Here is a 25,689-nt window from a genome sequence, read left to right as displayed (position 1 = left end):
AGCGATGCTTGCAAAAGTCAGCGATGCTGACTTTTGAAAACATGGTGGTATCACTGGAGACATCCTACAGAAAAACCGTTTTTTGCGCCCTACCCTAAAGAAATAGGGGTGCTGGGTGCAGTAGATGAATATATTTTGGATCTACGGGGTGCCCCAATGGAAGTAGAGTTACAGAAGTTTTTGCGCCCTAAGCGCGAAGGACGGATATTTTGAGGACAAGACACCTTTAATTTTTAGGCGTTAAGTTTCTAGGGCATCCGCTGCCTATAAACGGATTTGGCTCAAAATATACCTCAAGCGGTCGTAGTCGTCCTTGAGAAGGACGCTGAGGGTTCGTCCTGCCTGCACTAACCAGTCACGGTCAGCCTTGCGTAGTTGATAAATTTCTCGAATCGCTGCTGCAATCAGCGCCTCCACCGGCGCACCCATGACCTGCAATAAGGTTCTTAAGAAATCCATCTGTTCGCTGAAGTGAACAATTTCCTCCGGTTCGCACTGGTAAACCGCTTGATGAATTTGCGGCGGACGAGGCGGCAGGTACTGATAAATCGTTCCACCCAGGCGCTTAGAACCATTGACCCCTTGATGGGTAGCTTCAAAACCAACAATAGCGGCGCGGAACTCGGTTTTCAGCATGGCAAATATTTGGGGTTGCTGCTCTCGCAGTTCCTGCAATGATAGCCCCAAGGCTCTTGCGCGGTGAATGGAATCAATGGGACTGGTCGCCGCATGATAAACAACAGCAAAGACGAGATTTCCCGACTCTTCATCCGTAGCTTTGACCCAACTGCCAAAGGCTGGCATGACAGGGAAGCTCAAGTCTTCTGGATCGAGACACTGTGCCAGGAATTCAGTCGTTGCCGTCTCAATCACCTCAGCAATATGGTTGGCGGGGCGATCGCCTGTGGCAAACTGTGGCAGGGGAAGTCGCATATTTTTGGTAATGGGTAATCGGTAATGGGTAATCGGTAATTAGTCGTTCATGTTTCTTTAGGTAAAAACCATGAACTTTGAAGCATGACTAATTACCAATTACTTTTTTCCAATCTTATTTTGCTTTTTTGCGACCTGCTGTTGTCTCTGCAAGTTCTAATTCTGATAGTTGGAAGGTGACGAGTTTATCCCAATTTCCCCCTTCAAATAGGACTGCTGCCTTTCCCTCGCCAACCCGTTGGACTAGCCCTTTATAGCCGTAGTAGATATCGTTAGTGTTCTTTACTTGAACGACCGCTCCAGGCAGAATCATGATTTTTTCTCGGTTAAGTTTTCATTTATTAGCTTAATAGCAGTTAGCTGTCATTCGTCATAGGTCAAACCAGCGACCTATAACGAATGACAAAAAGCTAAAACTTCAATCGGTGTCGATAATTTGCTACAGACTCTACAATCCCCAGCGCCAAAAAATTCTTCAACATCGCCGAACGACCATAACTAACCCAGGGAAGGGGAATGCCGGTTACGGGTGCAAGTCCCATCGTCATGCCTAGGTTAACGACCACCTGAAACACAATCATCGATAAGACGCCAATTGCTAATAAAGATCCAAAGTTGTCTTTGGCATTTTGGGCAATAATCACCAAGCGCAGGCAGATCAACCAAAAGATAAATAGCAGAAAGAAACTGCCTGCAAGTCCGAATTCTTCACCAATGGCAGAGAAAATGAAGTCAGTGTGCTGTTCCGGAATAAAGTTAAGTTGGGTTTGGGTTCCCTTGTGAAGCCCTCGTCCCCAAAGTTCGCCTGCACCAATGGCAATACGAGATTGGATCAGGTGGTATCCGCCGCCGAGGGGGTCTAGATCCGGGTTAAGGAACAAAATCAATCTGTCTTTTTGATAGTCTTTCAAAACTCCCCAGAAGATTTGCCCTAACTCGCCTCCCACCAAGTTGACGACAATCGCTCCAATGGCACCCGACAACGGCCACGGTAAGGTGCGCCAACCAATAATGCCCATGATTGCCGTCCAGATGAACCATCCGGGCATAAATACGTTAAACAAGATAGCTGAAATCACTGGAGAAGCTAGGAGTATTAGCCAGCCGGGATTGGCATTCCCCCAGTAGAGCATACCCAGCACGATCGCTCCAAACACCAAGGAGGTTCCTAGGTCGGGCTGCACAAATACTAAAATCCAGGGAACCGCAGTCACGCCCAAAGCTCTCAAAACAGCGGGAATCGTGGAGGCGGGTCGAGCATGTAGAATAGCAGCCAGGGTGATAATCACCCCTAATTTGGCAAATTCAGAGGGTTGAATGTTAAAGTCGCCGATAGTAATCCATCTTTGGGCACCTTTGGCGCTGGTACCAATAATCATCACCGCGATCAGGGACAAGTTGGTAATGCCATAAAGAATCCAGTGCCACTGGAGCAGGTTCTCGTAACGCGATCGCGCGATAAACATCGCCAATATCAGCCCAATGAGGCCCACCAGCCAGTGCCACCACCAGTCGGTCAATCCCTGGTTAAGTTCGGCACTGCGGATCATCACACCTCCAAAAATGGTGAGTCCAACAATCAGTCCCAATAGCAGCCAATCTACCTCTTGCCAAGGGGAGAGCAGCGATCGCCAGCGAAAACCAGTTAGTGACTTATGCAACATTGCTAAACAATTAAAAATTAAAAGTTAAAAATTAAAAAGGCAAATTTTTACTTTACCTTTTTAATTTTTCTTAAGTTAAGGCAGCGACAGAAACTTTGCCAGCGATCGCTTGAGCGATCGCCATCAGCGCTTTCGCAGAAGCCGACTCTGGATCGGCAACCACAATCGGCACTCCTGCATCGCCCCCCTCTCGCACGGGCATTTCTAGCGGTACGCAGCCCAGCAACGGCACGCCGAGTTCTTGCGCCATCTTTTCACCGCCTCCAGAGCCAAAAATGTCATATTGCTTATCAGGCATATCCGGCGGAATAAAATAACTCATATTTTCCACCATTCCCAACACGGATACTCCCAACTGCTGGAACATCCTCAAGCCCTTACGCGAATCCAACAAAGCCACCGTCTGCGGCGTCGTTACAATGACTACCCCAGCCATTGGCACCGCTTGCGCTAGCGTTAACTGGGCATCTCCAGTGCCGGGAGGCATATCTACAATCAAATAATCCAGTTCCCCCCACTGTACTTGGTAGAGAAACTGGCGAATAATTCCATTCAGCATGGGTCCCCGCCAGATCACCGGCTGATCCTTATCAATCAAAAACCCCATTGAAACTAATTTGACGCCGTAGTTAAAAGCCGGTTCCAACTCTTCACCATTAGCACCTTGCCGCACGCTTACCTTGGCGTCTGGCAATCCCAGCATTGTCGGGTCATTAGGCCCATAAATATCCGCATCAATCAGACCGACTTTAGCTCCTAAATGTGCTAAAGCCACTGCCACATTCACCGCTACAGTACTTTTGCCCACACCGCCCTTGCCACTAGAAATCGCGATGATATTCTTTACACCAGCAATTCCGGCGCGATCCGGAAGCGACTTTTGTTGGGGTGTCTCAGCGGTGACATCTACCACGACATCTGTCACTTCTGGCAAATTTTTCTTGAGTGCCTGTTCGCACTCTTCCACGATGAACTGGCGTAGTGGACAGGCAGGTGTCGTCAGCACCAGAGTGAAGCTGACTTTTCCGGAGTCAATTTGCACATTGCGAATCATGTTCAACTCGACCAAACTCTTGCGGAGTTCGGGATCTTGCACGGGTCGCAATACTTCTAAAACTGAGCTGGCATCGAGCATAACTAGGTTACTTGCATTCCTTATCCCAGATATTGCACCTGGGACAAAACGATCGGGGTTCTCTCTCTTCAAGTATCTTAACGGTTTGTTTGACGCGATCGCGCTATGCAGTTCAGGGTCTAAATTTAGATTGTTAATTACTAATTACTAATTGATAACTCCCTCTATTTGCCTCTCCCCCTCTCCTGAAACCTGTATTCTCAGTTCTCAGCCCTCAGCCCTCAGCCCTCAGCCCTCAGTCCTCAGCCCTCAGTCCTCAGTCCTCTCTAGTTTCTAGCCTTGAGCTTGTAAACCCACCTGTTCGGCAGCTTGGGCTAATTCAGTGGCAACACGAGCTGAGTAAGACCCAATCATCCACCAAATTAAAGGTGACAACCAACCGCGCAACGTCACTGAATAAGATACATACGTGCCGCAGACCGTCGATTCTACCTGGTACGTCACCCGTTTCTCAACTCCTGGGATTGCCAGCATTCTCACACTGAGTAACTCACAGGGACGGACACGCTCAACAAAAACCCGGATGGGAATAGGTAGCCAGCGCGTGACTACCTTGTAAATCAATCCCGGTTTGGCAATCAACCCGCTGGGGACATTGGTGCTGGCAAGTAGAGGATGCCAGGATACATCGCCAATATTGATTAATTTTTGCCAGAGGACATCCACCGAAGCAGAACTAACGGCGCGGTAAGTCCGAACCAGGGAAAACTTAAAGGAAAAACCCTCTCGACCAGCGATAAACTTTAAGGAAAAATTGAGAATCACAACACTCCTCCTCGCACCAAGTCTTCAAGGGAACTTATTACTTTAATCCCTGGGATCATTAGGTAGCATCCCCCTGTAGGATATTTCGATAGCCTGTAGACGCTTTATTCAACTTGCTGCTTGGGTTCAGCAGACCCGATTTAAGATAGGCTGTAAGTTCCCCTGCGATCGCATAGAGTTGAGTGCTTTGACCCGATCAAAGCGGCTCACCCTCACCCCGAAAAGCAAGCTGACGTGGTACAAGCGATCGCGCCCGTACAAGCCGGTATCCTGGGTGAACTCAGGCGAACTCCCATCCCGATTTATTCAATTCAATACCTTTTTTCTTTCCCAATCGCTTTTGTGAACAATATTGACTTGAGATTATGACAGCTTTTCAGACGGACGTAACTACTTCTGCTAAGGTTTTGCCCCCAGATGACTCGAAAGCTAGGGTCAGCCAGTTTATGCAGCAGCTGCAAGACCAAATCTGCGAAGGTTTGGAACAACTGGATGGAGTTGGGAAATTTCAACAAGATGCCTGGGAACGAGAAGAAGGCGGCGGCGGTCGTTCCCGCGTCCTCCGCGAGGGCGCAGTTTTTGAACAGGGTGGCGTTAATTTTTCTGAAGTCTGGGGTCAACAGTTACCTCCGTCGATTCTGGCGCAACGCCCGGAGGCGGCTGGGCACGGCTTTTATGCGACTGGCACCTCAATGGTCTTGCATCCGCGCAATCCCTACGTCCCCACAGTTCACCTCAATTATCGCTACTTTGAGGCAGGGCCAGTTTGGTGGTTTGGCGGTGGGATCGATTTAACCCCTTACTACCCGTTTGCAGAAGATGTCGCTCAATTTCACCGCACTTTAAAGCAAGCCTGTGATGCTCACCACCCAGAGTATTACCCCACGTTTAAACTCTGGTGCGATGAATATTTTTATCTGAAGCACCGCCAAGAAACGCGGGGCGTTGGAGGACTCTTCTTTGACTATCAAGATGGTCAGGGAGCCTTGTATCGCGGCCCGCACGCCGATGGACCAGCAGCTGTTTACAGCAACCAAGTGGGTACGCCAGAGCCTCGCAACTGGGAAGATTTGTTCGCTTTTGTGCAGCATTGCGGTCAGACATTTTTACCGGCTTACGTTCCCATTGCCGAGCGGCGGCAAAAGATGGAATATAGCGATCGCCAGCGGAATTTCCAGCTATATCGTCGCGGTCGCTATGTGGAATTTAACCTCGTTTACGACCGAGGCACCATTTTTGGTCTTCAGACGAACGGGCGCACTGAGTCAATTTTGATGTCTTTACCGCCTCTAGTTCGCTGGGAATATGGCTATCAACCCGAACCGAACACCCCAGAAGCCGAGCTTTATGAAACTTTCTTAAAGCCACAAGATTGGGCAAACTGGACACCTCCCTCGGAATCGCCGGTCTGAGTTAGACTACGGGAAAAATCCCGCTCTCATCGCACCCGGTTGATATACTTGCCCATCTTTAGAGGTGAGTGTTCGTGCTTCACATCGACCAGAAAACATACACGACCCAAAACGGCACGAAGATTATCGTTTTGACACCAACAGGACGGCTGGATATCACCACAGCTTTGCAATTTCGCGTGAAATTACAAGAGAGTCTTTATACACTCAGTCGTCATGTGGTCGTAAATCTTGGGAGAGTGAATTTTATTGATAGTTCTGGTCTCACCTCATTGGTGGCAGGGATGCGAGATGCGGATAAGGTAAACGGGAGTTTCCGCCTTTGCAATCTGCTTCCAGCCGCCAAGGTGGTGCTGGAAATCACCATGATGGATTCGGTATTAGAAATCTACGAGAACTGTAACGACTGCTTCAACCCCCCGGATGCCCCTGGAACCATCCTCTCCCCTAGAAGAGGAGGCGATCCCTTTTTTCCGGATATTGAAGCAGAGTTGTGAGTAACACTGGAATCTTCTACCTGTATGATTCTGAGTGCTATCTTAATGGGCGATCGCGCCAATCCAGTCTGCTAGAAGCCGAATTTAATGTAATTTTTTTCAAGCTTTGCTTTAAGATTAGGCGAGCTGAATTTTTGGTAGCTCTAATCTCTAAGTTAGAGTTAGACTACTGAAAGCTCAAATCATGGGAGCAATCGTAGTAAAATGCGGCTCCTATCTAGATATTAAATATAGACGGAGCTTCCGGAGCAAGGAGGTCTTGGTGATTCATATCGATCAGAGAACACATACGACTCAAGACGGGACGACAGTCATCGTCTTAGCCCCCACTGGACGCCTGGATATTACAACCGCATGGCAGTTTCGTCTGAAGTTGCAGGAATGTATTTCCAAACTCAGTCGCCACGTAGTTGTGAATCTCGGTCAAGTTAATTTTATTGACAGCTCTGGTCTAACATCCTTGGTGGCAGGAATGCGAGATGCTGACAAAGTAAAAGGCAGTTTCCGCATATGTAACGTCCATCCAGAGGCAAAACTCGTTTTTGAAGTCACCATGATGGATTCGGTGTTTGAAATTTTTGAAACCGAGGAAGAGGCTCTTGAAGGAGTGCCTCGCAGCATGGTCAGCTAAATTATTCATGAGTTATGCAGTCAATCGTCCTTAACTAAGGACAAAAGATTTCAAATTGCTAGCTCAGCGGAAAAATCTTCGCGCTTAGTGAAAATATAGGGGCCAAGCAGTGCCCCCCAGATGGCTCTGCCTGTTTGGGGGTCAATTCCCTTGTCATAGCTTCTAAATTCTTGATGCCGCGCCTCAAACCCTAAAGAAACCTGGTAAGTTTCTCCTTGATAGGTAAAACAGCAGGGGGCATCAGTCGCGGGTGCGGTAGAAAAGTTATAGGTATTTTGAGGTAAGGGTTGCTGAATGACGGCGAGGGTACAGCCGGGGAGAAGTTCCATCTGTTCTGGTATAAGCGTCTTCAGCAAGGCTGGATTTTGACCGGCACCTCTGACCCGATCGGGATCTTTCAGCATATAGTATTGCACCATCAGCGAGGCTTGAGAGGTGTCGCTGTGGCGCAGGCGCAGAATCCGAGGACGATAGGGACGATCCAGTTGCAGGATGTTCGCTTGCTCTGCAAACAGGGTGAGGCTATCTTCTGCAAACAGCGGTACGGGTCGCAGCCAAAGGCGGAGGTTTACGTACCAAGCGGGTTCTCTTGTCGCTTGTTCTGAATTCTCAAATTCTCCAGCTATATATTGAGCCAGGAGCGTTAGTTCAGGAGAAAAAGTCATTGGGAATGGCTAATCGATAATGGGTAATCAGCAATCGGAATTTAGGATAAGGAAGGCGTATCTCTAACTTCTAAGACCCTTTTCCCAATTACCAATGAATAATTTCTGCGATCCCCGGCATTGTATCGCCGAGAGTCTCTACAAGACATTGCCTTGGCAAAGGTGTCCAAAAGCTGTGACAATGAGTTTACATCGCCCTCAAACTTAAAATTTTCCGGTGAATAACGTCCGCACTGTATCAGACACCAAAAGAACTTTCTATACCCTACACACCCGCCCCATTAACTCCATCTACCGGCGGGTGGTAGAAGAGTTGATGGTGGAAATGCACTTGCTTTCGGTCAATGTGGACTTTCGCTACGACCCCATTTATGCATTGGGCGTGGTGACATCCTTTAACCGCTTCATGCAAGGCTATCGACCAGAACGAGATAAAGAACCGATTTTTGAAGCCCTCTGTCGAGCAGTCGAGAACGAGCCGCAACAGTACAAGCAGGATGCCCAGCGGCTGGAAGAATTAGCCATGCGTCTGGGTGGGAAGGATATCGTTGCCTGGTTAAACCCAACGGCTCCTAGTCACGGCGCTGATGACTTGCACGCTGCTGTGCAGGCGATCGCTAACAATTCTCCGTTTAAGTACAGCCGTTTGTTCGCGATTGGTTTATTTACGCTGCTGGAAGTAGCAGATTCCGATTTGGTAAAAGACGAAAAGCAGCGGATTGAGGCGCTCAAGCAAATCTGTAATGCCTTAAACCTGCCAGAAGATAAATTACTCAAAGACCTAGAGCTGTATCGCAGCAATTTGGAGAAAATGGCTCAAATGCAGCTGGCTATGGAAGATATGCTAAAAGCAGATCGAAAAAAACGCGAGCAACGTGGGGATAAAGGGGTTGTGGTGGCTCCTCCCAATAGTTCTCCAGAATCAAGCGTTGCTCCAGGCACTTCTCAAGACTAGGCAACTTGTGTTGAAGCTGAGAAAGCCTTCCGTATGATAGCGATCGCTCATCCGATTCCCTTTTGATGGGCTAAACATCCGTAAGTGGTAATGGGTCTTTAGTCATTTGCCAATAGTCATTAGCAACAAACTAATGACTATTGGCAACTGATTTAAGGGTTCGCTTTCTTTAGCTTTGTAGATTACCAACTGCTCTCCAGAAATGAATTTCGGTTTGGCATCTCGGCGGTAAAAATGCAGCCTCCCTTCGCAGCACTTCTCCCAGCTTTCCGAGATATGCACCAAGTTGAAAGATTAGCCCGGAAGTCAAGTTCCGGGCTGGTTTGGCAGCTGACTCAGAAGGCGGCAAGATATGAGTTCCCGTAAATATCTGCGTCCGCGCTCGTCAGCAGCTCCGGATGCTTTCACCAAAGAGAGCTATTGGTTACACCCAGATACTGCCGATGTAGCCTTAAACCAACGCTTCTAGGCGCTGGATGAGTTGTGGAGCTGTCAGCACACCCTCAATGCGCTCAACTACCTGACTATTTTTAAATAAAACCAACGTTGGTAGGGCGTGAATTTGATATTGGCTCGCCAAGTTTGGATATTTATCCGTATCAATTTTTACAACCTGTAACCGTTCGTTCATCTGGGCGCTTACCTGCTCCAGGATCGGGACCATCATCTGACAAGGACCGCACCAAGTCGCGTAAAAATCCACCAACACTGGCTTTTCAGACCCAGACAGTAACTCTTGAAAATTGTTGAACTGCTTTTTAGTTGCCATGCGATCAAAGTGTTTTCTGCTCTTTCACGACAATCGTAATCTTTTGGAGTATTGATTCGTTCAGTCCGAGGTACGAATCGACCTAAGATCGTTAGCGCAGTTAAATAACCGCGTTCATAACGGATCGAGAGGAATTTATTGATGGAAGCATTGCCAGAGAGCCAGCAAAGATTGCGCGGACAGGTTGCCATCGTTACCGGCGCTTCACGAGGAATTGGTCGAGCGATCGCCCTAGAATTGGCATCTGAGGGAGCCAGTGTAGCGATTAACTATGCCAGTTCTAGTGGAGCAGCCGAAGAAGTCGTGAGTGAAATTACCGCAGCAGGCGGTAGTGCGATCGCCCTCCAAGCAGACGTATCCAAAGCCGATCAAGTAGACGCCCTCCTGAACACCGTGATGGAGAAGTGGAAGCGCGTTGATGTCTTGGTGAATAATGCTGGAATTACCCGCGATACCCTGTTGTTGCGGATGAAGCCGGAAGATTGGCAAGCCGTGATTGACCTTAACCTCACTGGCGTCTTTTTGTGTACGCGAGCTATCAGTAAGGTGATGCTGAAGCAACGCTCCGGGCGCATTATTAATATTTCATCCGTTGCCGGTCAGATGGGCAACCCCGGTCAGGCAAACTACAGCGCTGCCAAAGCGGGAGTGATTGGATTTACAAAAACCGTCGCCAAAGAACTCGCCACTCGCGGCATTACAGTCAATGCTGTTGCCCCTGGATTTATCGCCACCGATATGACGAGCAATATCAAATCAGAGGAAATCTTAAAATTCATCCCCCTCGGTCGTTACGGTCAACCAGAGGAGGTTGCTGGTTTAGTTCGATTCCTAGCCGCCGATCCGGCTGCCGCCTATATCACGGGTCAAACGCTCAATGTGGACGGCGGTATGGTGATGGCATAGCGACCATAGCGGCAGAGGACTGTGAGCGTAGTGACGCTCTCCTCGCGGTCGGAGTGGGAAAGAGAGAGGCCGACAAAGAATAACATCCATCACTGCTTACTATGGAGTTAGTCTTGCTCCCTGCGAGGGAAACTATGCGAATTTCTTTTGAACGGACTGGCGGCTTTGCTGGGATGCGCCTGACAAAAGTTTTTGACACTACGACTCTGCCTGCAAATGAAGCAAATCAGCTGCGCCTCCTGATTGACGCAGCTGATTTCTTTGATTTGCCTGCCGCGATCGCTTCCAACACTCCCCAACCCGACCGCTTTCAGTACAAGCTAACGGTAGAAGAAAACACTCAGCAACATACTGTTTTAGTGAGTGAATCCGCCGTACCTGGAAACTTAAGACCGCTGCTGGAATGGCTGATGGCAGCCGCACGCAGAAATTAAAAATTAAAAATGAAGAATGCCTCTTCAATTTTTAATTTAAATCACTCCCACTTCTTCCCAACCTTTGCGGACTGCATTTTGCTCCTTGGAGCCTTCGCCGTAGAGTTCTCCAGCGACTGTAATGAGAGTATTCGCAGCCCGTTTAAAATTCGCTCTAGAGCGCAGGCGATCGCGTAAAGCGATATACCAGATTTTCCCAGCCTTTTCCCAAGCGTAGCCGCCAATTTCCACCGCTGCTAAATAAAAGGCACGGTTGGCAATCCCTGAGTTGATATGCACGCCTCCGTTATCTTCCAGCCCTTTGTAGCGGTCTTTATAAGTCGCTGGCTGGGGGTCTTTGCCTAGCACTGGGTCATCGTATGCTGTCCCCGGTGCCTTCATTGAGCGAATCCCAACGCCCTTAACATTGGCGGTAAACAACCCTTCCCCGATAATCCAGTCAGCTTCTTCGGCTGTCTGATTGAGAACCCGCTGTTTCACCAGGGAACCAAAGACATCGGAAAAAGATTCATTTAATGCGCCAGATTCGCCGTAATAGATTAGATTGGCTTCATATTGGGTGACGCCGTGGGTTAGCTCGTGCCCAATCACATCAATCGCCTTGGTAAAGCGTTCAAAAATCTCTCCATCCCCATCACCGTAGACCATTTGGTCGCCGTTCCAAAAAGCGTTGTCATACTTCACGCCAAAATGAACCGTCGAGTCCAAACGCAGCCCTCGATTGTCGATGGAATTCCGCTCAAATACCTCCTCGTACAAGTCATAAGTCGCACCCGACCCGTCATAGGCTTCGTTGATCGCGGGATCGTCGCTGGGAGGATCGCCTTCACTACGCACCAAGGTGCCTGGTAGATCGTTGCCATTTTTGGCATCAAAGATGGTACGACGCTTCTCACCCGCTGATGCTGCGAACGAGATATTTCCCACTGTCAAGCGCCGTCCGCGAAACTGTTCTGACACGGTTAAGGTTTGAAAAGCCCATGCCCGCTGCTCAGGGTTGCCATTCTGGAGAACCTCCTTCAGCATATGAGGAGGAACGATACAACAAATGGGATGAAGTCTATCGCAGCAAGGTTGCAGCCCTACCGCTCTTTTTTTTGGTGAACGCATAAATTATTTCCTTTGTCAAGGACAGAGCATCAAAAAGTGGATGATAAACGCATTCAATCCAATCCGCTCTAGTTATCGAGAATTCGGCAATTTCGTTACAAAAAGTAACTCAAACGTGCCATTGATTGCTCTAGCTGTTTATTATGTACCTCCCCCATATCAGTCGAGGTGAGGACTCTCATCCTCTCGGATTAGCACTCTGTGCCAGTGAGTGCTAAATTGACTAATGGAAGCGCTCTGAAAACCTAAAACATGGCAAAAATCGTTGCATTTAATGACGAATCGCGGCGGGCACTAGAGCGGGGCGTGAACGTCCTGGCAGACGCCGTTCGCATTACGCTGGGGCCGAAAGGGCGGAATGTCCTTCTAGAGAAGAAGTTTGGCGCACCCCAAATTGTGAACGATGGTATCACCGTTGCCAAGGAAATTGAATTAGAAGACCCCCTGGAAAATACAGGCGCTCGACTGATTCAGGAAGTGGCATCCAAAACGAAAGATATTGCGGGTGATGGCACGACTACGGCGACGGTTCTGGCTCAAGCGATGATTCGTGAGGGCTTGAAGAACGTAGCGGCTGGGGCAAATCCAGTGAGTTTGCGGCGGGGAATCGAAAAAACGATCGCCTTCTTAGTGGAGGAGATTGTAGCGATCGCGAAACCAGTGGAAGGTAGCGCGATCGCTCAAGTGGCAACCGTCTCCGCTGGTAACGATGAAGAAGTCGGCAAAATGATTGCCGAAGCGATGGATAAAGTCACCAAAGACGGCGTGATCACCGTTGAAGAATCCAAATCGATGGCAACGGAACTGGATGTCGTCGAGGGGATGCAGCTGGATCGCGGCTACATTTCTCCCTACTTCATCACCGATTCCGAACGGATGGTGGTGGAATATGAAAACGTCCGGATTTTGATGACGGATAAAAAAATCAACTCTATCCAGGATTTGATTCCCGTCTTGGAAAAAGTTGCCCGTTCCGGTCAAGCTTTGCTGATTATTGCCGAAGACATCGAAGGAGAAGCTTTGGCAACTTTGGTGGTAAATAAAGCGCGGGGCGTACTGAATGTAGCCGCCATCAAAGCGCCTGGATTTGGCGAACGCCGCAAAGCGATGCTGCAAGATATCGCCGTTCTCACTGGCGGTCAGCTAATCTCAGAAGAAGTTGGTTTGAGCCTAGATACCGTCTCCCTGGAGATGCTGGGAACCGCTCAGAAAATCACCATTGATAAAGAAAACACCACCATCGTCGCTGGTGATGCCAAGACGGCAGATGTGCAAAAGCGGATTGCCCAAATTCGCAAGCAGCTAGAAGAAACGGATTCTGACTACGACAAAGAAAAGCTGCAAGAGCGAATTGCTAAGCTTGCCGGTGGTGTCGCCGTCATCAAAGTGGGTGCAGCGACCGAAACCGAACTCAAAGACCGCAAGCTGCGGATTGAAGACGCCCTCAACGCGACCAAAGCTGCTGTGGAAGAAGGTATCGTTCCTGGCGGTGGCGCGACGCTGATTTACCTGAGCAAGAAAGTTGCTGACATTAAAAATAGTCTGGACGCCGAAGAAAAAGTCGGTGCTGACATTGTGGGCAGATCTCTAGAAGCTCCCCTGCGTCAGATGGCAGATAATGCCGGTGTCGAAGGCTCTGTCATTGTCGAGAAGGTGCGCGAGACTGATTTGAATATCGGTTACAACGCGGCTACCGACACATTTGAAGACCTGATCGCCGCTGGGATTATCGACCCTGCGAAAGTTGTACGTTCGGCGTTGCAAAATGCCGGTTCGATTGCCGGGATGGTGTTGACCACTGAAGCCCTGGTTGTCGAGAAGCCTGAGAAGAAAGCGGCTGGTGCCCCGGATATGGGCGGCATGGGCGGCATGGGCGGCATGGGCGGCATGGGCGGCATGGGTGGCATGGGCGGCATGGGTGGCATGGGCGGCATGGGCATGATGTAGTCCATTGTTCGCGTCCCCAGCGCCCACAGGTTGAAACCTGAAGCTAAAAAAACAAAGCCCACCTTTGTGGACTGAAAGAAAAGCAGCTTGTCTCAAACGGCAAGCTGCTTTTTTGTAGCGATCGCTCATTGTAAGAGTGTTACAGTATTGAAAAATTATAGGGTTCAAACCTACTTAACTGGGATAATTCCTCAAACTTCTGTTTAATCAGCATTTTAGGAAAATTTTCAGTAAATACTGTTACTTTAGGTAAATCATCGGGAATCTTATATGAAGGTAGTTCCTTAGATATTTTTCTTTCAGCTAGAGGATTAACTTTAACAATGCTAGTCTTTTTTCTTCACGGGGTTGCTACACGGGATGTTAAATATGGAGATAAATTGAAAGGTTTTATTACAGAAGAGTTTACCAAAAGAGGTGAATTACTCCCTCACTTTTATTATAGTTTTTGGGGCGATGTTTTAAATGATGTTGGGAGGATGTGGAACTGGATTCATCAAGATTTACAGAAAGTTAAAAAGGAATCTCCAAATTTAGATATTCAAACCATTTTGAGGTATCAACACTTTAGACAAGGCTTTCTATCTGAATTCGTTGGAGATGCTTTCACCTACCTTAATCAAGAACGGGGCGTAAAAATTAGAGAACTGATTGCAGATCAACTAGAGGACTTTATAAGACGTAACCCTGAAGAAACTGACCTTCATATTGTTGCCCATTCCTTGGGAAGCGTCATCCTATGGGATAGTTTGTTCTCCGATAGATTTGATTCTGATGATGCGGCGTTTCATATCCGTACAATGATTAAAGGACTAGGTGATTCCACCTCCAAAAGACAAGTTTACCTAAGGAGTATTACCACAATGAGTTCTCCTATTTTATTCTTTAACACCATGTTAGGTATTAATCCTAATAAAGTTAAATGTTTTGCTAAGAATTATAAAAACCAAGGTTTGAGATGGATTAATATAATTCATTCCTCTGATATTATTGCCTATCCGCTTCGGACAAGCTTTAACATTAATTCGTCTGCTAACATATTTTTACAAGATGAGTATATTTTAGATCATGCTAACCTGGCGGAAAATACTGCCTATACTGTCGGTCAAGTGGATGCAGCCTTAGCTTTAGGAGTTGTTGATGCTCATCACTGGTATATGAATTGTTCTAAAACAGCTAATTTAATTACTGATAATATTTTGTCTGGTAAAAATATTATGTATGATGTTATATCTCGCTTAAAAAAATTACCTGAAGTTAAAAATGTTTTAACTCCAGTAAACTATATCTTTGATAAAAAATTACTGCATCTAAATTTTAGAGATGGTAGCGGTAGTATACAAATGTATGTTAATTTTGCCAATATACACCATGTTTATATATTCGATACTAATGAAGATCGCAAATTTGCAGGATATTTTGGGTGGAATTATGCTAATAGTTTTCAGGAAGAAATTGAATTAATTAAAAGAGAATTTTGCTGAATAAAGAATAGATAAAATTCTAAAATAAATACTGAGTAGGAGTAAATGCAAATGACACAAAGACGCCCCCAGCCTGCGGAAGTAGTTACACAATACAATGTAGACGAAGACGATGATAATTCTTTGTTTGAAGACTTTTACGATAAACCCGGTAGTCTACCAGGAACAATTTTTATTAATAAAAATTCTCCGCCACCCAAAATTATCTTAATTGACTACAACGAGGCAAACCGCATCTGCATGCCACTTGAGACCCCAGCAGCGTGCGCTAGCTATTTGGATACCGAGTCGGTTTCTTGGGTGGATGTGTTGGGCTTAGGAGATGAAGAAATTTTGCGAGAATTGGGACAGGTTTTTCATTTACATCCATTGGTTTTGGAAGATGTGGTAAATGTACCCCAGCGACCCAAAGTGGATGATCAGGGAGACCATCTGGTGCTTATTAGCCGGATGGTGATGCCTAAAGAAAAAGGCACTGGCTTCTACAGCGAACAAGTGAGTTTAATTTTGGGGAAACATTATTTGCTCACTGTGCAGGAGGAACCACTGCGGGATTGTTTTACACCCGTGCGCGATCGCATTCGTCACAATAAGGGTACTATCCGCAAGCGCGGTGCCGATTATTTAGCCTACGCACTGTTGGATTCAATTATTGATGGATTTTTTCCGGTTTTGGAAGTTTATGGTGAGCGAATTGAAGACTTAGAGGAAGAAGTTATCGCCAATCCTACACGTAAGACTCTAGATAAAATCTATCAAGTTAGGCGCGAATTGTTGGCACTCCGTCGCGCTATTTGGCCCCAGCGAGATGCCATAAATTCCTTAATTCGAGATGGGAGTCCTCTTATTTGTGAAGAAGTCCGAATTTATCTAAGAGACTGTTACGATCATGCGGTTCAAGTAATGGACATGGTGGAAACATATCGAGAACTATCCTCTGGGTTAATGGATGTTTATATGTCCTCGGTTGGTAACAGAATGAATGAAGTTATGAAGCTTTTGACTGTAATTTCCAGTATTTTTATTCCCCTCACTTTTGTTGCTGGAATCTACGGCATGAACTTTAATACAGAAAAATCACCATTCAATATGCCAGAACTAAACTGGTATTTAGGCTATCCGCTTTGCTGGGCATTAATGATAGCGATCGCATCTGGTTTAATTTACTTTTTCTGGCGGCGTGGCTGGTTTGATAATTTTTCCACAGTTAAGGATGACTAGTATCATGTTCATAAATTACTTTTCTTATAGCCTGTAATTTTTTGCTAAAAATTAATGGGAGACAAAAATTTTGGTTTTTAATTACTTAATTTTGAAGTACAATAAGTTTTTTATTTCAAAAAGTAAAACTTCTAATTAAAAACTTTTCCCACTTAACAATTACTAATTACTAATTTTGGATGACCGCAATTTATTCATCTTGACTGTCTACATCATCTGTGTCACTTACGTTTTATACCGAGTTTTTAAATCGGTAGATAGAAATCAAGTGATTGTCCATCTCGATCGGGAATCCTTAAATGGACAACTGGAAACACAAAATCTAAGAGATCGCGTCGATATCCAATTTAAGCTGGAAAAGCGATACCAACTAGATCGACTGCGCGAACTATCAATCCAGATTGACAATAAATCTGCGGAGCATTCAATTGACGTAGATTGGGATCGCAGTTCGCTGACAGATTTTGACGGGCGATCGCGGCGAGTGATTCGCCTGACGCCCAGCATGATTCTGGATCTCTCCCAGCGTCAAGTTTATAGCTTCATTGGATCTGGAAAAATTCTTAAAGAAAAAATAACTGTTGAAGACGTTCTCCAGCGCGACTTGCAAACCGATGTTTTGAAAATCTCAGCGTCCCTTTTTGATCCATCCAAGCTCAAAAAACTCTCTAGTCCTGAGAGTACGCTGCGCTTTTCTCTAACGCTAGTGCTACATTTATTGAGGTCTACGAGTGAGACGGGCAATTCCGTTACTCACATTTTGTCTTGTGACTTTACAGTTAAAAAAGCTCCTTGGACAGATGTAATGCGTTGGAATCCCAGAGAAACAACTAAAAAATAAAAATTGAGAAATTCTTAAATTTTTATTTTTGTTTTGGGCACTGGGGAGGCTTTACTTTCATCCAAGCCCCGTTACCACAGTAGGGGACGGTACAGAAAAAGCCCCTACTGGTAACGAGAAAAAAAGCTAGTTTCTAATTTTTAATGGTTAAGCAATGTCTTTGACTGCGTATTGCGCTTCGCAGCGCAAACCAGTGGCAATTCTAAAAAGTTCTTGACCTGTGTGCAGGTAGCCTTCATCATAGTTGAGCGTAAAAAGTTCTAACTCTTCAATGCCATCTGCTACTTGATTGAGGCAGTAGTAAAGGTGAACTGCTGCGCCAGCAACATTGGCTGGATTAGGCAAAGAACGAAAAGCCAGCTGAGCTTGTTTGAGATAGTTACGACACTCTTTCAGGTAAGCCTGAAATTGTTCCATCAGTTCATCATCAAAAGGATCGGCTGAAAGTTGGTCTAGTTGGTCTGCCAGAGGATTGAGAATGCGACAGATCAAGCGATTGACCGGCACATAGACTTTCTGAAGCCATTGCTCCAGTTGTTCGTCGGCATCTATTGCTGTCTGTCGATGCGCGTAGTATCGGTTTTCAGCGTTGGCTTGCTGTTGTCGATGCGCGTAGTATCGGTTTTCGGTGTCGGCTTGCTGTTGCCGCTGCGATCGCGCCGAAGCATCGGCTTGCTGGTATCGCTGCGATCGCGCCGAAGTATATGTCGCTGATGATTCGGCTCGTCGCGACGGATGATTGTTAACAGATTGTTCGTGTCTCAGGCGATCTTTGAGCAGCATCTGGTCATAAGACTGCCGCTGTTGAGGGTCGCCCAGTATTTCGTAAGCAGCATTAATCCGGACAATTTGCTCGTGGTTCGCTGTTTCGCGATTACCATCTGGATGAAACAGCTTCACTAGACGCCGGTAAGCTTGCTTGATCTGTACCGGAGTCGCTGCGGGACTAATATCAAGGGTGTCGTAGTGAGTGGAATCTGTCATGGAAATAGCTTTCTGTCAGAGGCATGAGTCATTAGTAGGTAGAGGTATGACTAATGACTCATAGCTCATGAGCTTTTAACTAATGACCACTAACAGTTACTGTAGCGTCAACCCAGCACAGCTGGCACTCGCGGTTCTGGATCTTGGAACAGGGGTGTACTTAAGTAGCGTTCTCCAAAGCTGGGCTGAACCATGACAATCAATCGTCCCTCATTTTCGGGGCGCTGAGCGACCTTGATGGCAGCATAGAGGGCAGCACCCGTGGAAATGCCGGAAAGCAGTCCTTCTTCACGAGCAAGACGACGACCGTAGGCGATCGCATCATCATCTGTCACTGCGATTACCTCATCAATCAGCTCAACTTTCAGCACTTGGGGAATAAACCCAGCACCGATGCCCTGAATTTTGTGGGGGCCAGGGCGTCCGCCGGACAACACTGAGCTACTGATGGGTTCGACGGCGATCGCTTTAAAACCCGGTCTTCGTGGTTTAATCACCTCTGCCACACCCGTAAGCGTGCCGCCGGTGCCCACTCCAGCGACCAGGATATCCACCTGCCCGTCTGTATCCTCCCAGATTTCCTCAGCAGTGGTTTCCCGGTGAATCTGGACGTTGGCTGGATTGCTAAACTGTTGCAGCATATAAGCATTAGGCGTGCTGTCAACAATTTCTTGCGCCCTACGAATGCAGCGGCTCATCCCCTCAATGCCAGGGGTCAGTTCCAGTTCTGCTCCATAAGCCCGCAGCATCGCCCGTCGTTCGGTACTCATCGTGTCTGGCATTGTCAAGATCAGCCGATAGCCCCTGGCTGCTGCCGCCATCGCTAGAGCAATACCCGTATTCCCAGAAGTCGGTTCCACTAAAATTGTTTTGCCTGGGTGGATCAACCCCTGCTCTTCTGCCGCATTAATCATACTCACCCCAATCCGGTCTTTGACCGAGGCAGCTGGGTTCATCCCCTCCAATTTCACCACGATCCGAGCCAAACAGCCTTCCTCTTGGGGAATGCGGTTCAACTGTACTAAAGGCGTCCGACCGATTAATTCTGTAATGTTTTGAGCAATCCGCATAGATTTTAGTTTTTTTCTTGGTTATGAGGAGTCAGAAGTCAACATCAATCATTAAAAAGTGCAAAATTAAAAATTAAAAGAAGTATGCTTCTTTTTAAATTTTTAGTTTTCAATTTTTAATTTTTAAATGTAATACATGATGTCAAGCTGACGCCTAGAATCCCGTTTTTCTGCTAAATCTTGAAGCGTGTATCCTTGTAAGACCGAATTAGCTGTTTGATGCACTTCCTGCCAGATTTCCTCTACCACGGCACTTTCTACCGTTTTGGAAGTGTTGTTGTTCTCAGAAGGTTTGGCATCCAATCCTTCCAAGCAACTCACAACTTCTAAGAGCGTAATTTTCCAAGGTTCCCGCGACAGCAAATAGCCTCCCTTTGCTCCACGTTGGCTACGCACTAAACCGCCACGCCTCAATGTCGCCAGCAGCTGTTCTAAATATCGATCGGGGATATTTTGTTGAGCCGCAATCTGCCGAATTTGTAACGGTTCGTTGTCGTTGTAGTGACACGCTAGCTCTAACAGAGCCAACAGCGCATATTCTGTTTTACAGGAAAGTTCCACAAGCTTGAGATCGAGTGTGAGGGATCGTCTATTCCAGTATACCCCGGTTCTCCACCGGAGTTTGTCGGTTTAAGCATTCGCCAATAAAAAAGCCCCGCTAATACGGGGCATAACCGGGTTCGCAAAATTTACGACACAAAAGCTGGGAGCAGGGGAGCAAGGGAGAAGAGGGACAGAGGGAGTAATCACCCCTTACCCATTACCACCTGTCCTAGCAATGTGCGGGCTACTACTTCCGTCTCCCTAGAAGCTGAACGTTGTTCTGAGCGTGCCAATAACGGCATCTTCGTTATCGTTGTTTTGGTTGGGAGCGGTAATCCAGATGATGCCGGGAGTCACGGAGATGTTATCCGTCAGCTGGTACTTGTAGAATCCTTCGAGGTGATAAGAGAGATCGTTCTTAATCCCGACTGGGCTGCCTTGAACTTCAAGACCTGCCAAGTAGGGTTCTACACCTGCAAAAATTCCCAGGATATTCCCCCGCTTACCCAAATCGGGGAAGGCCACACCTAACCCGTAGTACCAGACATCACCTCTGGTACTATTTTGAACGGAGCTAATATCAGTCTTCCCAACAAAGCCGCTCACAGAGAATCTGTCGCTCAGTCGTAAGGCAGCCTGAAGACCATAGGAGTTAGTGCTCATTGGGCTATCCCTATCCAGTACTAATGGGAACCGAGCGCCTGTTCCAGTTGCAAGCGTTGGATCGTTAGCTCCGAGAGTACCTGTTATCGGGCGGGCACCTGGCGACGAGCGAGGACTTCCACCAAGGTCAAAAATCCCGTCCCCCCGGTTATGGTAGCCGTGGACGTAGGTTGCAGCTAAGCCCAAGCGATCGTTAACAGTAAAGTTGAGCTGGGCGAGGGCAGAATAGTCCCCGTTGAACAGACCAAAATCATTGCCAGGAAGACTCCCATTATCTGCCAGATAACCAACAGTTAATGAAGTGGGACCGAGAATCGGTGCCGTGCCTACACCGAGCCTGATCCCGATACCGGCACCGCCACCGATACGATAGATAGGACTCTGCTGAGCAAATGACGAAAGTGCAGCGGTACCTCCGTCTCCGTCATAAAAGTAAGGGTTGAGGACGGGAGCGTAGTCGGCATGAATTCCTCCCGCAGCGGCTAGGTAAACTTTTGAGCTGCCAAAAGGAAACTCATATGCCAACCAATCTAGAATGATATCGTTGTTGTTACCGGGATTAAGGTCAAAGGTCTGGTTGCCCTCGAATGAACTATCAGGTTGAGGTGGAAGCTTTGCAAGAAAAGGTGTAGTGTTACCAGCCGCAAGACGGGTGTGCAATACATCTCGACCCGTGAAGCTGGTTTGGAAGTCTAAACGAACGCGATCGCCAAAAATGGTATTGGTGTCCTCGCGATCGCTAAACTCGTCCGTGACAGCGAAGATCGCTTCACCCACCAGTTTGGTGGTTGTCGAGAACTGATGGTTTTCTAGGAACGTCACCCGCCCTTCCAGGTTATCTACCCGCGTCCGCAGGGTTGCCAGTTCTGCCCCAAATTCATCGATCAGCCGCTGAAGTGTGGCTAAATCTTCTTTGGTAACGAAATCTGCTGTAGACGCGGCAATTAATTTCTCGATTTGCAGCAAACAAGCGTTCAAACCCGCCGCAAATTCATACCGGCTCATTGCCCGGTTGCCCCGATAGGTGCCATCCGGATATCCTGCTATACAGCCATAGCGCTCTACTAGGCTTCGCAGCGCTTCGTATGCCCAGTCTGTTGGTTCCACGTCTGACAGTTGAGATACGTTGGTGACTTGGCTTTGGGAATTATTCCCTTCTTGACCGTAGCGATTGATTTGTTCTAAAACGCTGTTATTGTCAACCGTATTCGCTGCTGGGGCGCTTTGAGCCAGCTTTGAGTCGGCTGCTGGTATTACTGGCACAGATGTGCCTTCAATGGTTTCTACCTTGAGTGCTTGAGCTGAGTCGGCGGTTGCTGGCTCCTGGCTGGGTGCGACTGCCAACTGTTCTGGCGCTTCCGTCGCAACAACTTTCTGCTCTAACTCTGACTTCTCAGCGGTGGCTGAAAAGACAGGAATTGAGCTGACTGTTGGGGTTTCTGGCGCAGTAACGATCGCTACCGGCTGCAATTCTGGTAGATTTGCCTCAGTCGTTTGGGGCTGAATCACTTCTTTAGCAGCAGGCGTTTGTGCAGCGATCGCTGCCGATGAAACAACCAATGCTGCCCCCAAAACTGCTGGGCTGAATACCAGCGATTTCCAGATAAATTTAGCCATCTTTCCTCTTTTCCTCACACACACCTTATTCAGAAAGATTGACATCCTTCTTAATTTTTCCTGTCATCCTACCACAGCCCAGAAATTGCATTAGGTAATAAATCATACAAAAAAGCCTCGCATCGAGCGAGGCTTTACTGATTTCATTTCACAATATTGGGCAAGCTGGATTAACCCAGCCGCCTAACTTTTGTGCTACTAGAAGCTGAACGTAGTTCTGAGCGTACCGATAACAGCGTCGTCGTTAGCTTCGGTTTGACCGGGAGCTGTCAGCCAGATAACCCCAGGAGTAACAGAGATATTTTCTGTCAGCTGGTACTTGTAGAAAGCTTCAATGTGGTAGGGTCGATCTTTACCAACTGGAGTCCGCTTACCGTCAAGTTCGAGGCTTCCCAGATAGGGTTGGGCACCGGCGAAGATACCCAAAACGTTACCCCGTTTACCTAGGTCAGGGAAGGCTACCCCTAATCCGTAGCTCCAGATTTCACCATCCCCATCGCCAATCACTCTGACATCGCTATAAGAGACAAAGCCACTGAGTGAAACTCTGTCACCCAATCGGAAAGCACCTTGTAATCCGTAGGAGTTACTGACCGTTGGAGTTGGGTCAGTTGCTATACCAAGTTGGGGTGCAACTTGACCAAGTACGGGTCCTATAAGCCCTGGATTATTGGCGAAACCGGTACCAACTACACCCTGTCCTCTGCCACTGTCGAATATCGAGTTGCCGGAACTATGGTAGCCGTGGACGTAGGTTGCAGCCAGGCCGAATCGGTCGCTGACAGTGAAATTGAGCTGCGCCAGAGCAGAATAGTCACCGTTGAACAGACCACCATGCTGATTAATATCTTGTCCGGGTGCTACGCTTCCGAGCAGTGTGCTATCGGCAGGATTATTTGCATTATCTGCTAGATAACCCACAGTTAATGAAGTGGGGCCGAGAATCGGTGCCCGACCGACACCCAGCCTCAGACCAGCACCAGCGCCGCCCCCGATGCGATAAATGGGGCTGTACTGAGCAAAGGTTGAGAGTGAGCCGCTACCACTGTCACTGACTCCGTTATAGAAGTAAGGATTTAAAACAGGGGTGTAGTCGGAATGGCGTCCTCCAGTGGCTGAGATGTAAACTTGGGAAGATCCAAACGGGAACTCGTATGCCAGCCAGTCTAAGCCAATGTTATTGTTGTTTTCGTCGCCGAAACCGAGGTTAAAAGTCTGAGTTCCCTCGAATGTTTCGGGGGTTAAAACTCCCAGGTTCCCAGCTGCGAGACGGGTGTGCAAAATATCTCGACCTGTGAAGCTGGTTTGCAGGTCTAAACGTACTCGGTCCCCAAAGATGGTGTTGGTGCCACGGTCATCGACATCCACATCGAAGTCGCTAACGCTAATATCACCCGTAAACGAGTCCGTGACAGCGAATATCGCTTCACCCACCAGTTTGGTGGTTGTCGAGAACTGATGGTTTTCTAGGAACGTCACCCGTCCTTCCAGGTTATCTACCCGCGTCCGGAGGGTTGCCAGTTCTGCCCCAAATTCATCGATCAGCCGCTGAAGTGTGGCTAAATCTTCTTTGGTAACGAAATCTGCTGTAGACGCGGCAATTAATTTCTCGATTTGCAGCAAACAAGCGTTCAAACCCGCCGCAAATTCATACCGGCTCATTGCCCGGTTGCCCCGATAGGTGCCATCCGGATATCCTGCTATACAGCCATAGCGCTCTACTAGGCTTCGCAGCGCTTCGTATGCCCAGTCTGTTGGTTCCACGTCTGACAGTTGGGAGACGTTTGTGACTTGGCTTTGGGAATTATTTCCTTCCCGACTGTAGCGATTGATTTGTTCTAAAACGCTGTTGTTGTCAACTGTATTTCCTGCTGGGGCGCTTTGAGCCAGCTTGGTGTTCGTCGGTGCTGCCATCGGAACCGACACGCTGTTGTCTACGCCTAGAGCTTCGGCTGAATTGGCGGTTGCTGCGTCCTGGATGGGCGTTGCTGCCAACTGTTTTGGCGTCTCTACTGCTGGCACTACAGGTACAGACGTGCTATCGAGCTTCTCTACCTTTAGCGCTTCTGCCGAGTTGGCGGTTGCTGCATCTTGAATCGGCGCTACTGCTAACTGTTCTGGCGTTTCCACTTCAACTGCACTCAGCGCTTCGGCTGATTTAGCGGTTGCTGAAAACACGGGGGCTGAGTTAGCTTCCGGGGCTTGGGGTGCAGTAACCAAAGCCACTGACTGAACTTTCGGTAGGTTTGCCTCAGTCGTTTGGGGCTGAATTACTTCAGATGTTACGGGCTTTTCAGTTGCGATCGCAGCTGAAGAAAGCACGAGTGCCGCTCCCAAAACTGCTGGACTTACTAGCAGAGATTTCCACATTAATTTAGCCATCTTTCCTCTTTTCCTCACACACACTTTTTCAGAAAGATCTTTCAGAAAGAGTGACAATCCTTCTTGATTTTTCAAGTCATCGTAACACAGATTGGGCGCTGCCACCACCTCACCAGCGCCTGAAATGATTGCTAGAGCGCTTATTGAGATTTTTCGTGTTATTTTTCGGATGACCTAAGTCACTCTTTAAAAATGACTTGCGCCCTATCAAAGTCTTTTGTTGTCAACCCATCGCTATCATCTGTTGTCAGTGTTAGCGTCACCTTATTGTACAAAATTTCTCGTAGATGATGCTTTGTTTCTATTGAGATGCAGCAACAGCAACTAATTTGTTAATCTAGGCGATCGCTTCTCCAAACTTTTTTCATTTTCTCTTCTACTGCTTCCCTGGCTAACTTGATAGCTGATGAATGCTTTGTTAATTGCCAGCTCGCTGAGTATCTACGCCATCGCCTTCCTGAAAAAAAGCCCCTAAAAAACTATCCGCCCCCACGGGAAGCGTTTTGGTATCACCATTACACTCAATGTGAGGGCGGTCTAGCGGGTCTTCAAATTAGCACCAGACTGTCGGAAGGAACTCCAAATACCAGCCTAGCTCTTTCAGCCTTTAGTTAATCCCACTAGGGGATTAAAACCGGCTTTTAGAGAACAGCTCCGACGCTCAGCCGGTTAACGCTAATTTGATGACCCATAAATTTACTACTATCACTCATGGGCATCACCTCCTTGTTGCCTGAACGGTCTAATTCTCAAAAGGAGTAGGGGAAAAATCGCTAAGGATTCATTCCCTTCATTTAGATTAGCACAGGCTAGAGCAGATGTGGGCTGGCTTGAAAAAAAAATACCCCGCGAGTGGCGGGGTATCGTTCAATGAGGAGTGCTGTAGGAGCGGGATCGCCCCGCCCATGCTGAGTTAGAGAAAATTAACTCAATATTTCACTCCTGACATTACAGTGCGTTACCGCGAGGCAGAACCTCTTCAGGGAAGATAAAGTTCTCGTGGGGTTGATCCTGAGGAGCCATCCAAGCCCGGATGCCCTCATTGAGCAGAATATTCTTGG

The 25,689-nt window shown here is 47.6% G+C and carries 25 protein-coding genes and 1 pseudogene; 11 read left to right on the top strand and 15 right to left on the bottom strand.

What is annotated here, in order from left to right; translation table 11 throughout:
• Positions 1-33 precede the first annotated feature (33 nt).
• Positions 34-213: a hypothetical protein gene (locus tag NC996_RS07385; RefSeq protein ID WP_190411691.1), complete on the top strand. Its 180-nt coding sequence runs from the start codon at positions 34-36 to the stop codon at positions 211-213.
• A 51-nt stretch (positions 214-264) separates the two neighbouring features.
• Here NC996_RS07385 and NC996_RS07380 read toward each other — a convergent pair whose 3' ends face one another.
• The 5 genes from NC996_RS07380 to NC996_RS07360 form a co-directional block, all read right to left on the bottom strand.
• Positions 265-933, bottom strand: coding sequence for an HAS-barrel domain-containing protein (locus NC996_RS07380; RefSeq protein ID WP_190411692.1), 669 nt, complete (start codon positions 931-933; stop codon positions 265-267).
• 115 nt (positions 934-1,048) lie between these two features.
• Positions 1,049-1,246 carry an NAD(P)H dehydrogenase subunit NdhS gene (locus NC996_RS07375; RefSeq protein WP_190411693.1) on the bottom strand — a complete coding sequence of 66 codons (198 nt, stop codon included), beginning with the start codon at positions 1,244-1,246 and terminating at the stop codon, positions 1,049-1,051.
• A 97-nt stretch (positions 1,247-1,343) separates the two neighbouring features.
• On the bottom strand, positions 1,344-2,597 hold the full coding sequence (rodA, locus tag NC996_RS07370; protein WP_190411694.1) for a rod shape-determining protein RodA: 1,254 nt from the start codon (positions 2,595-2,597) through the stop codon (positions 1,344-1,346).
• 70 nt (positions 2,598-2,667) lie between these two features.
• A complete protein-coding gene (locus NC996_RS07365; RefSeq protein WP_190689979.1) occupies positions 2,668-3,732 on the bottom strand; it encodes an Mrp/NBP35 family ATP-binding protein in 1,065 nt (354 codons plus the stop codon).
• Between the two features lie 273 nt (positions 3,733-4,005).
• Positions 4,006-4,497, bottom strand: coding sequence for an SRPBCC family protein (locus NC996_RS07360; protein ID WP_190411696.1), 492 nt, complete (start codon positions 4,495-4,497; stop codon positions 4,006-4,008).
• A 365-nt stretch (positions 4,498-4,862) separates the two neighbouring features.
• Here NC996_RS07360 and hemF point away from each other — a divergent pair, with 365 nt between their 5' ends.
• From hemF to NC996_RS07345, 3 genes are all read left to right on the top strand, one after another.
• The gene (gene hemF / locus NC996_RS07355; protein WP_190425390.1) at positions 4,863-5,909 is read left to right on the top strand and encodes an oxygen-dependent coproporphyrinogen oxidase; all 1,047 of its coding nucleotides are present in this window, start codon (positions 4,863-4,865) and stop codon (positions 5,907-5,909) included.
• A gap of 74 nt (positions 5,910-5,983) precedes the next feature.
• The gene (locus NC996_RS07350) at positions 5,984-6,406 is read left to right on the top strand and encodes an anti-sigma factor antagonist (RefSeq protein WP_190425388.1); all 423 of its coding nucleotides are present in this window, start codon (positions 5,984-5,986) and stop codon (positions 6,404-6,406) included.
• 262 nt (positions 6,407-6,668) lie between these two features.
• Positions 6,669-7,037, top strand: coding sequence for an STAS domain-containing protein (locus tag NC996_RS07345; RefSeq protein ID WP_190411700.1), 369 nt, complete (start codon positions 6,669-6,671; stop codon positions 7,035-7,037).
• A 50-nt stretch (positions 7,038-7,087) separates the two neighbouring features.
• Here NC996_RS07345 and NC996_RS07340 read toward each other — a convergent pair whose 3' ends face one another.
• A complete protein-coding gene (locus NC996_RS07340) occupies positions 7,088-7,702 on the bottom strand; it encodes a chromophore lyase CpcT/CpeT (RefSeq protein WP_190432344.1) in 615 nt (204 codons plus the stop codon).
• 217 nt (positions 7,703-7,919) lie between these two features.
• Between NC996_RS07340 and psb29 the strand changes: the two genes are divergently transcribed.
• Positions 7,920-8,657, top strand: a complete 738-nt coding sequence (gene psb29 / locus NC996_RS07335) for a photosystem II biogenesis protein Psp29 (RefSeq protein ID WP_190425383.1) — start codon at positions 7,920-7,922, stop codon at positions 8,655-8,657.
• 451 nt (positions 8,658-9,108) lie between these two features.
• Here psb29 and trxA read toward each other — a convergent pair whose 3' ends face one another.
• The gene (gene trxA, locus NC996_RS07330) at positions 9,109-9,426 is read right to left on the bottom strand and encodes a thioredoxin (RefSeq protein ID WP_190411703.1); all 318 of its coding nucleotides are present in this window, start codon (positions 9,424-9,426) and stop codon (positions 9,109-9,111) included.
• A gap of 141 nt (positions 9,427-9,567) precedes the next feature.
• Between trxA and fabG the strand changes: the two genes are divergently transcribed.
• Both fabG and NC996_RS07320 read left to right on the top strand, forming a co-directional pair.
• Positions 9,568-10,332 carry a 3-oxoacyl-[acyl-carrier-protein] reductase gene (fabG, locus tag NC996_RS07325; protein ID WP_190411704.1) on the top strand — a complete coding sequence of 255 codons (765 nt, stop codon included), beginning with the start codon at positions 9,568-9,570 and terminating at the stop codon, positions 10,330-10,332.
• A 134-nt stretch (positions 10,333-10,466) separates the two neighbouring features.
• Positions 10,467-10,766, top strand: a complete 300-nt coding sequence (locus NC996_RS07320) for a protealysin inhibitor emfourin (protein WP_190411705.1) — start codon at positions 10,467-10,469, stop codon at positions 10,764-10,766.
• 36 nt (positions 10,767-10,802) lie between these two features.
• Here the strand turns inward: NC996_RS07320 and NC996_RS07315 are convergent, their stop codons facing one another.
• Entirely contained in the window at positions 10,803-11,876 is a 1,074-nt protein-coding gene (locus NC996_RS07315; RefSeq protein ID WP_199303364.1) for a M4 family metallopeptidase, read from the bottom strand.
• Positions 11,877-12,128: 252 nt separating this feature from the next.
• On the opposite strand from NC996_RS07315, the gene groL reads away from it, so the two are divergent.
• From groL to NC996_RS07295, 4 genes are all read left to right on the top strand, one after another.
• Positions 12,129-13,823 (top strand): chaperonin GroEL, encoded by a 1,695-nt coding sequence (groL, locus tag NC996_RS07310; RefSeq protein WP_190432341.1) that lies wholly within the window; start codon positions 12,129-12,131, stop codon positions 13,821-13,823.
• Between the two features lie 323 nt (positions 13,824-14,146).
• A complete protein-coding gene (locus NC996_RS07305; RefSeq protein ID WP_190689976.1) occupies positions 14,147-15,307 on the top strand; it encodes a hypothetical protein in 1,161 nt (386 codons plus the stop codon).
• Between the two features lie 51 nt (positions 15,308-15,358).
• Positions 15,359-16,528, top strand: coding sequence for a magnesium/cobalt transporter CorA (gene corA / locus NC996_RS07300; RefSeq protein WP_190432336.1), 1,170 nt, complete (start codon positions 15,359-15,361; stop codon positions 16,526-16,528).
• Between the two features lie 175 nt (positions 16,529-16,703).
• The gene (locus NC996_RS07295; protein ID WP_190689973.1) at positions 16,704-17,369 is read left to right on the top strand and encodes a hypothetical protein; all 666 of its coding nucleotides are present in this window, start codon (positions 16,704-16,706) and stop codon (positions 17,367-17,369) included.
• A gap of 147 nt (positions 17,370-17,516) precedes the next feature.
• On the opposite strand, the gene NC996_RS07290 is transcribed toward NC996_RS07295, so the two are convergent.
• The 7 genes and pseudogenes from NC996_RS07290 to NC996_RS07260 form a co-directional block, all read right to left on the bottom strand.
• Complete coding sequence (locus tag NC996_RS07290; protein ID WP_190411709.1) at positions 17,517-18,353, bottom strand: J domain-containing protein; 837 nt, start codon at positions 18,351-18,353, stop codon at positions 17,517-17,519.
• 107 nt (positions 18,354-18,460) lie between these two features.
• Positions 18,461-19,423, bottom strand: a complete 963-nt coding sequence (gene cysK, locus NC996_RS07285; protein WP_190689969.1) for a cysteine synthase A — start codon at positions 19,421-19,423, stop codon at positions 18,461-18,463.
• A 123-nt stretch (positions 19,424-19,546) separates the two neighbouring features.
• Entirely contained in the window at positions 19,547-19,984 is a 438-nt protein-coding gene (locus tag NC996_RS07280) for an Rrf2 family transcriptional regulator (protein WP_190411711.1), read from the bottom strand.
• A gap of 243 nt (positions 19,985-20,227) precedes the next feature.
• A complete protein-coding gene (locus NC996_RS07275; protein WP_190689966.1) occupies positions 20,228-22,246 on the bottom strand; it encodes an iron uptake porin in 2,019 nt (672 codons plus the stop codon).
• A gap of 198 nt (positions 22,247-22,444) precedes the next feature.
• Positions 22,445-24,628, bottom strand: coding sequence for an iron uptake porin (locus tag NC996_RS07270; RefSeq protein ID WP_190689963.1), 2,184 nt, complete (start codon positions 24,626-24,628; stop codon positions 22,445-22,447).
• A gap of 179 nt (positions 24,629-24,807) precedes the next feature.
• Positions 24,808-24,891 carry a hypothetical protein gene (locus tag NC996_RS07265; RefSeq protein WP_347275959.1) on the bottom strand — a complete coding sequence of 28 codons (84 nt, stop codon included), beginning with the start codon at positions 24,889-24,891 and terminating at the stop codon, positions 24,808-24,810.
• 685 nt (positions 24,892-25,576) lie between these two features.
• A pseudogene (locus NC996_RS07260) lies at positions 25,577-25,689 on the bottom strand (photosystem II protein D2); the annotation flags it as partial.

Source organism: Trichocoleus sp. ST-U2 (assembly GCF_039961875.1).
In the GTDB taxonomy this organism is placed as follows: Bacteria; Cyanobacteriota; Cyanobacteriia; order Cyanobacteriales; family FACHB-T130; genus FACHB-T130.
The sequence above is the reverse complement of the archived record's forward strand: the minus strand, read 5'-3'. Positions and strand labels throughout refer to the sequence as shown.

Bases quoted from the DNA above. Each gene is read 5' to 3' on its own strand.
- NC996_RS07380 (WP_190411692.1), bottom strand. From the start codon at position 933: ATGCGACTTCCCCTGCCACAGTTTGCCACAGGCGATCGCCCCGCCAAC.
- NC996_RS07375 (WP_190411693.1), bottom strand. From the start codon at position 1,246: ATGATTCTGCCTGGAGCGGTCGTTCAAGTAAAGAACACTAACGATATC.
- rodA (WP_190411694.1), bottom strand. From the start codon at position 2,597: ATGTTGCATAAGTCACTAACTGGTTTTCGCTGGCGATCGCTGCTCTCC.
- NC996_RS07365 (WP_190689979.1), bottom strand. From the start codon at position 3,732: ATGCTCGATGCCAGCTCAGTTTTAGAAGTATTGCGACCCGTGCAAGAT.
- hemF (WP_190425390.1), top strand. From the start codon at position 4,863: ATGACAGCTTTTCAGACGGACGTAACTACTTCTGCTAAGGTTTTGCCC.
- NC996_RS07340 (WP_190432344.1), bottom strand. From the start codon at position 7,702: ATGACTTTTTCTCCTGAACTAACGCTCCTGGCTCAATATATAGCTGGA.
- trxA (WP_190411703.1), bottom strand. From the start codon at position 9,426: ATGGCAACTAAAAAGCAGTTCAACAATTTTCAAGAGTTACTGTCTGGG.
- fabG (WP_190411704.1), top strand. From the start codon at position 9,568: ATGGAAGCATTGCCAGAGAGCCAGCAAAGATTGCGCGGACAGGTTGCC.
- NC996_RS07320 (WP_190411705.1), top strand. From the start codon at position 10,467: ATGCGAATTTCTTTTGAACGGACTGGCGGCTTTGCTGGGATGCGCCTG.
- NC996_RS07315 (WP_199303364.1), bottom strand. From the start codon at position 11,876: ATGCGTTCACCAAAAAAAAGAGCGGTAGGGCTGCAACCTTGCTGCGAT.
- groL (WP_190432341.1), top strand. From the start codon at position 12,129: ATGGCAAAAATCGTTGCATTTAATGACGAATCGCGGCGGGCACTAGAG.
- NC996_RS07305 (WP_190689976.1), top strand. From the start codon at position 14,147: ATGCTAGTCTTTTTTCTTCACGGGGTTGCTACACGGGATGTTAAATAT.
- corA (WP_190432336.1), top strand. From the start codon at position 15,359: ATGACACAAAGACGCCCCCAGCCTGCGGAAGTAGTTACACAATACAAT.
- NC996_RS07290 (WP_190411709.1), bottom strand. From the start codon at position 18,353: ATGACAGATTCCACTCACTACGACACCCTTGATATTAGTCCCGCAGCG.
- cysK (WP_190689969.1), bottom strand. From the start codon at position 19,423: ATGCGGATTGCTCAAAACATTACAGAATTAATCGGTCGGACGCCTTTA.
- NC996_RS07275 (WP_190689966.1), bottom strand. From the start codon at position 22,246: ATGGCTAAATTTATCTGGAAATCGCTGGTATTCAGCCCAGCAGTTTTG.
- NC996_RS07270 (WP_190689963.1), bottom strand. From the start codon at position 24,628: ATGGCTAAATTAATGTGGAAATCTCTGCTAGTAAGTCCAGCAGTTTTG.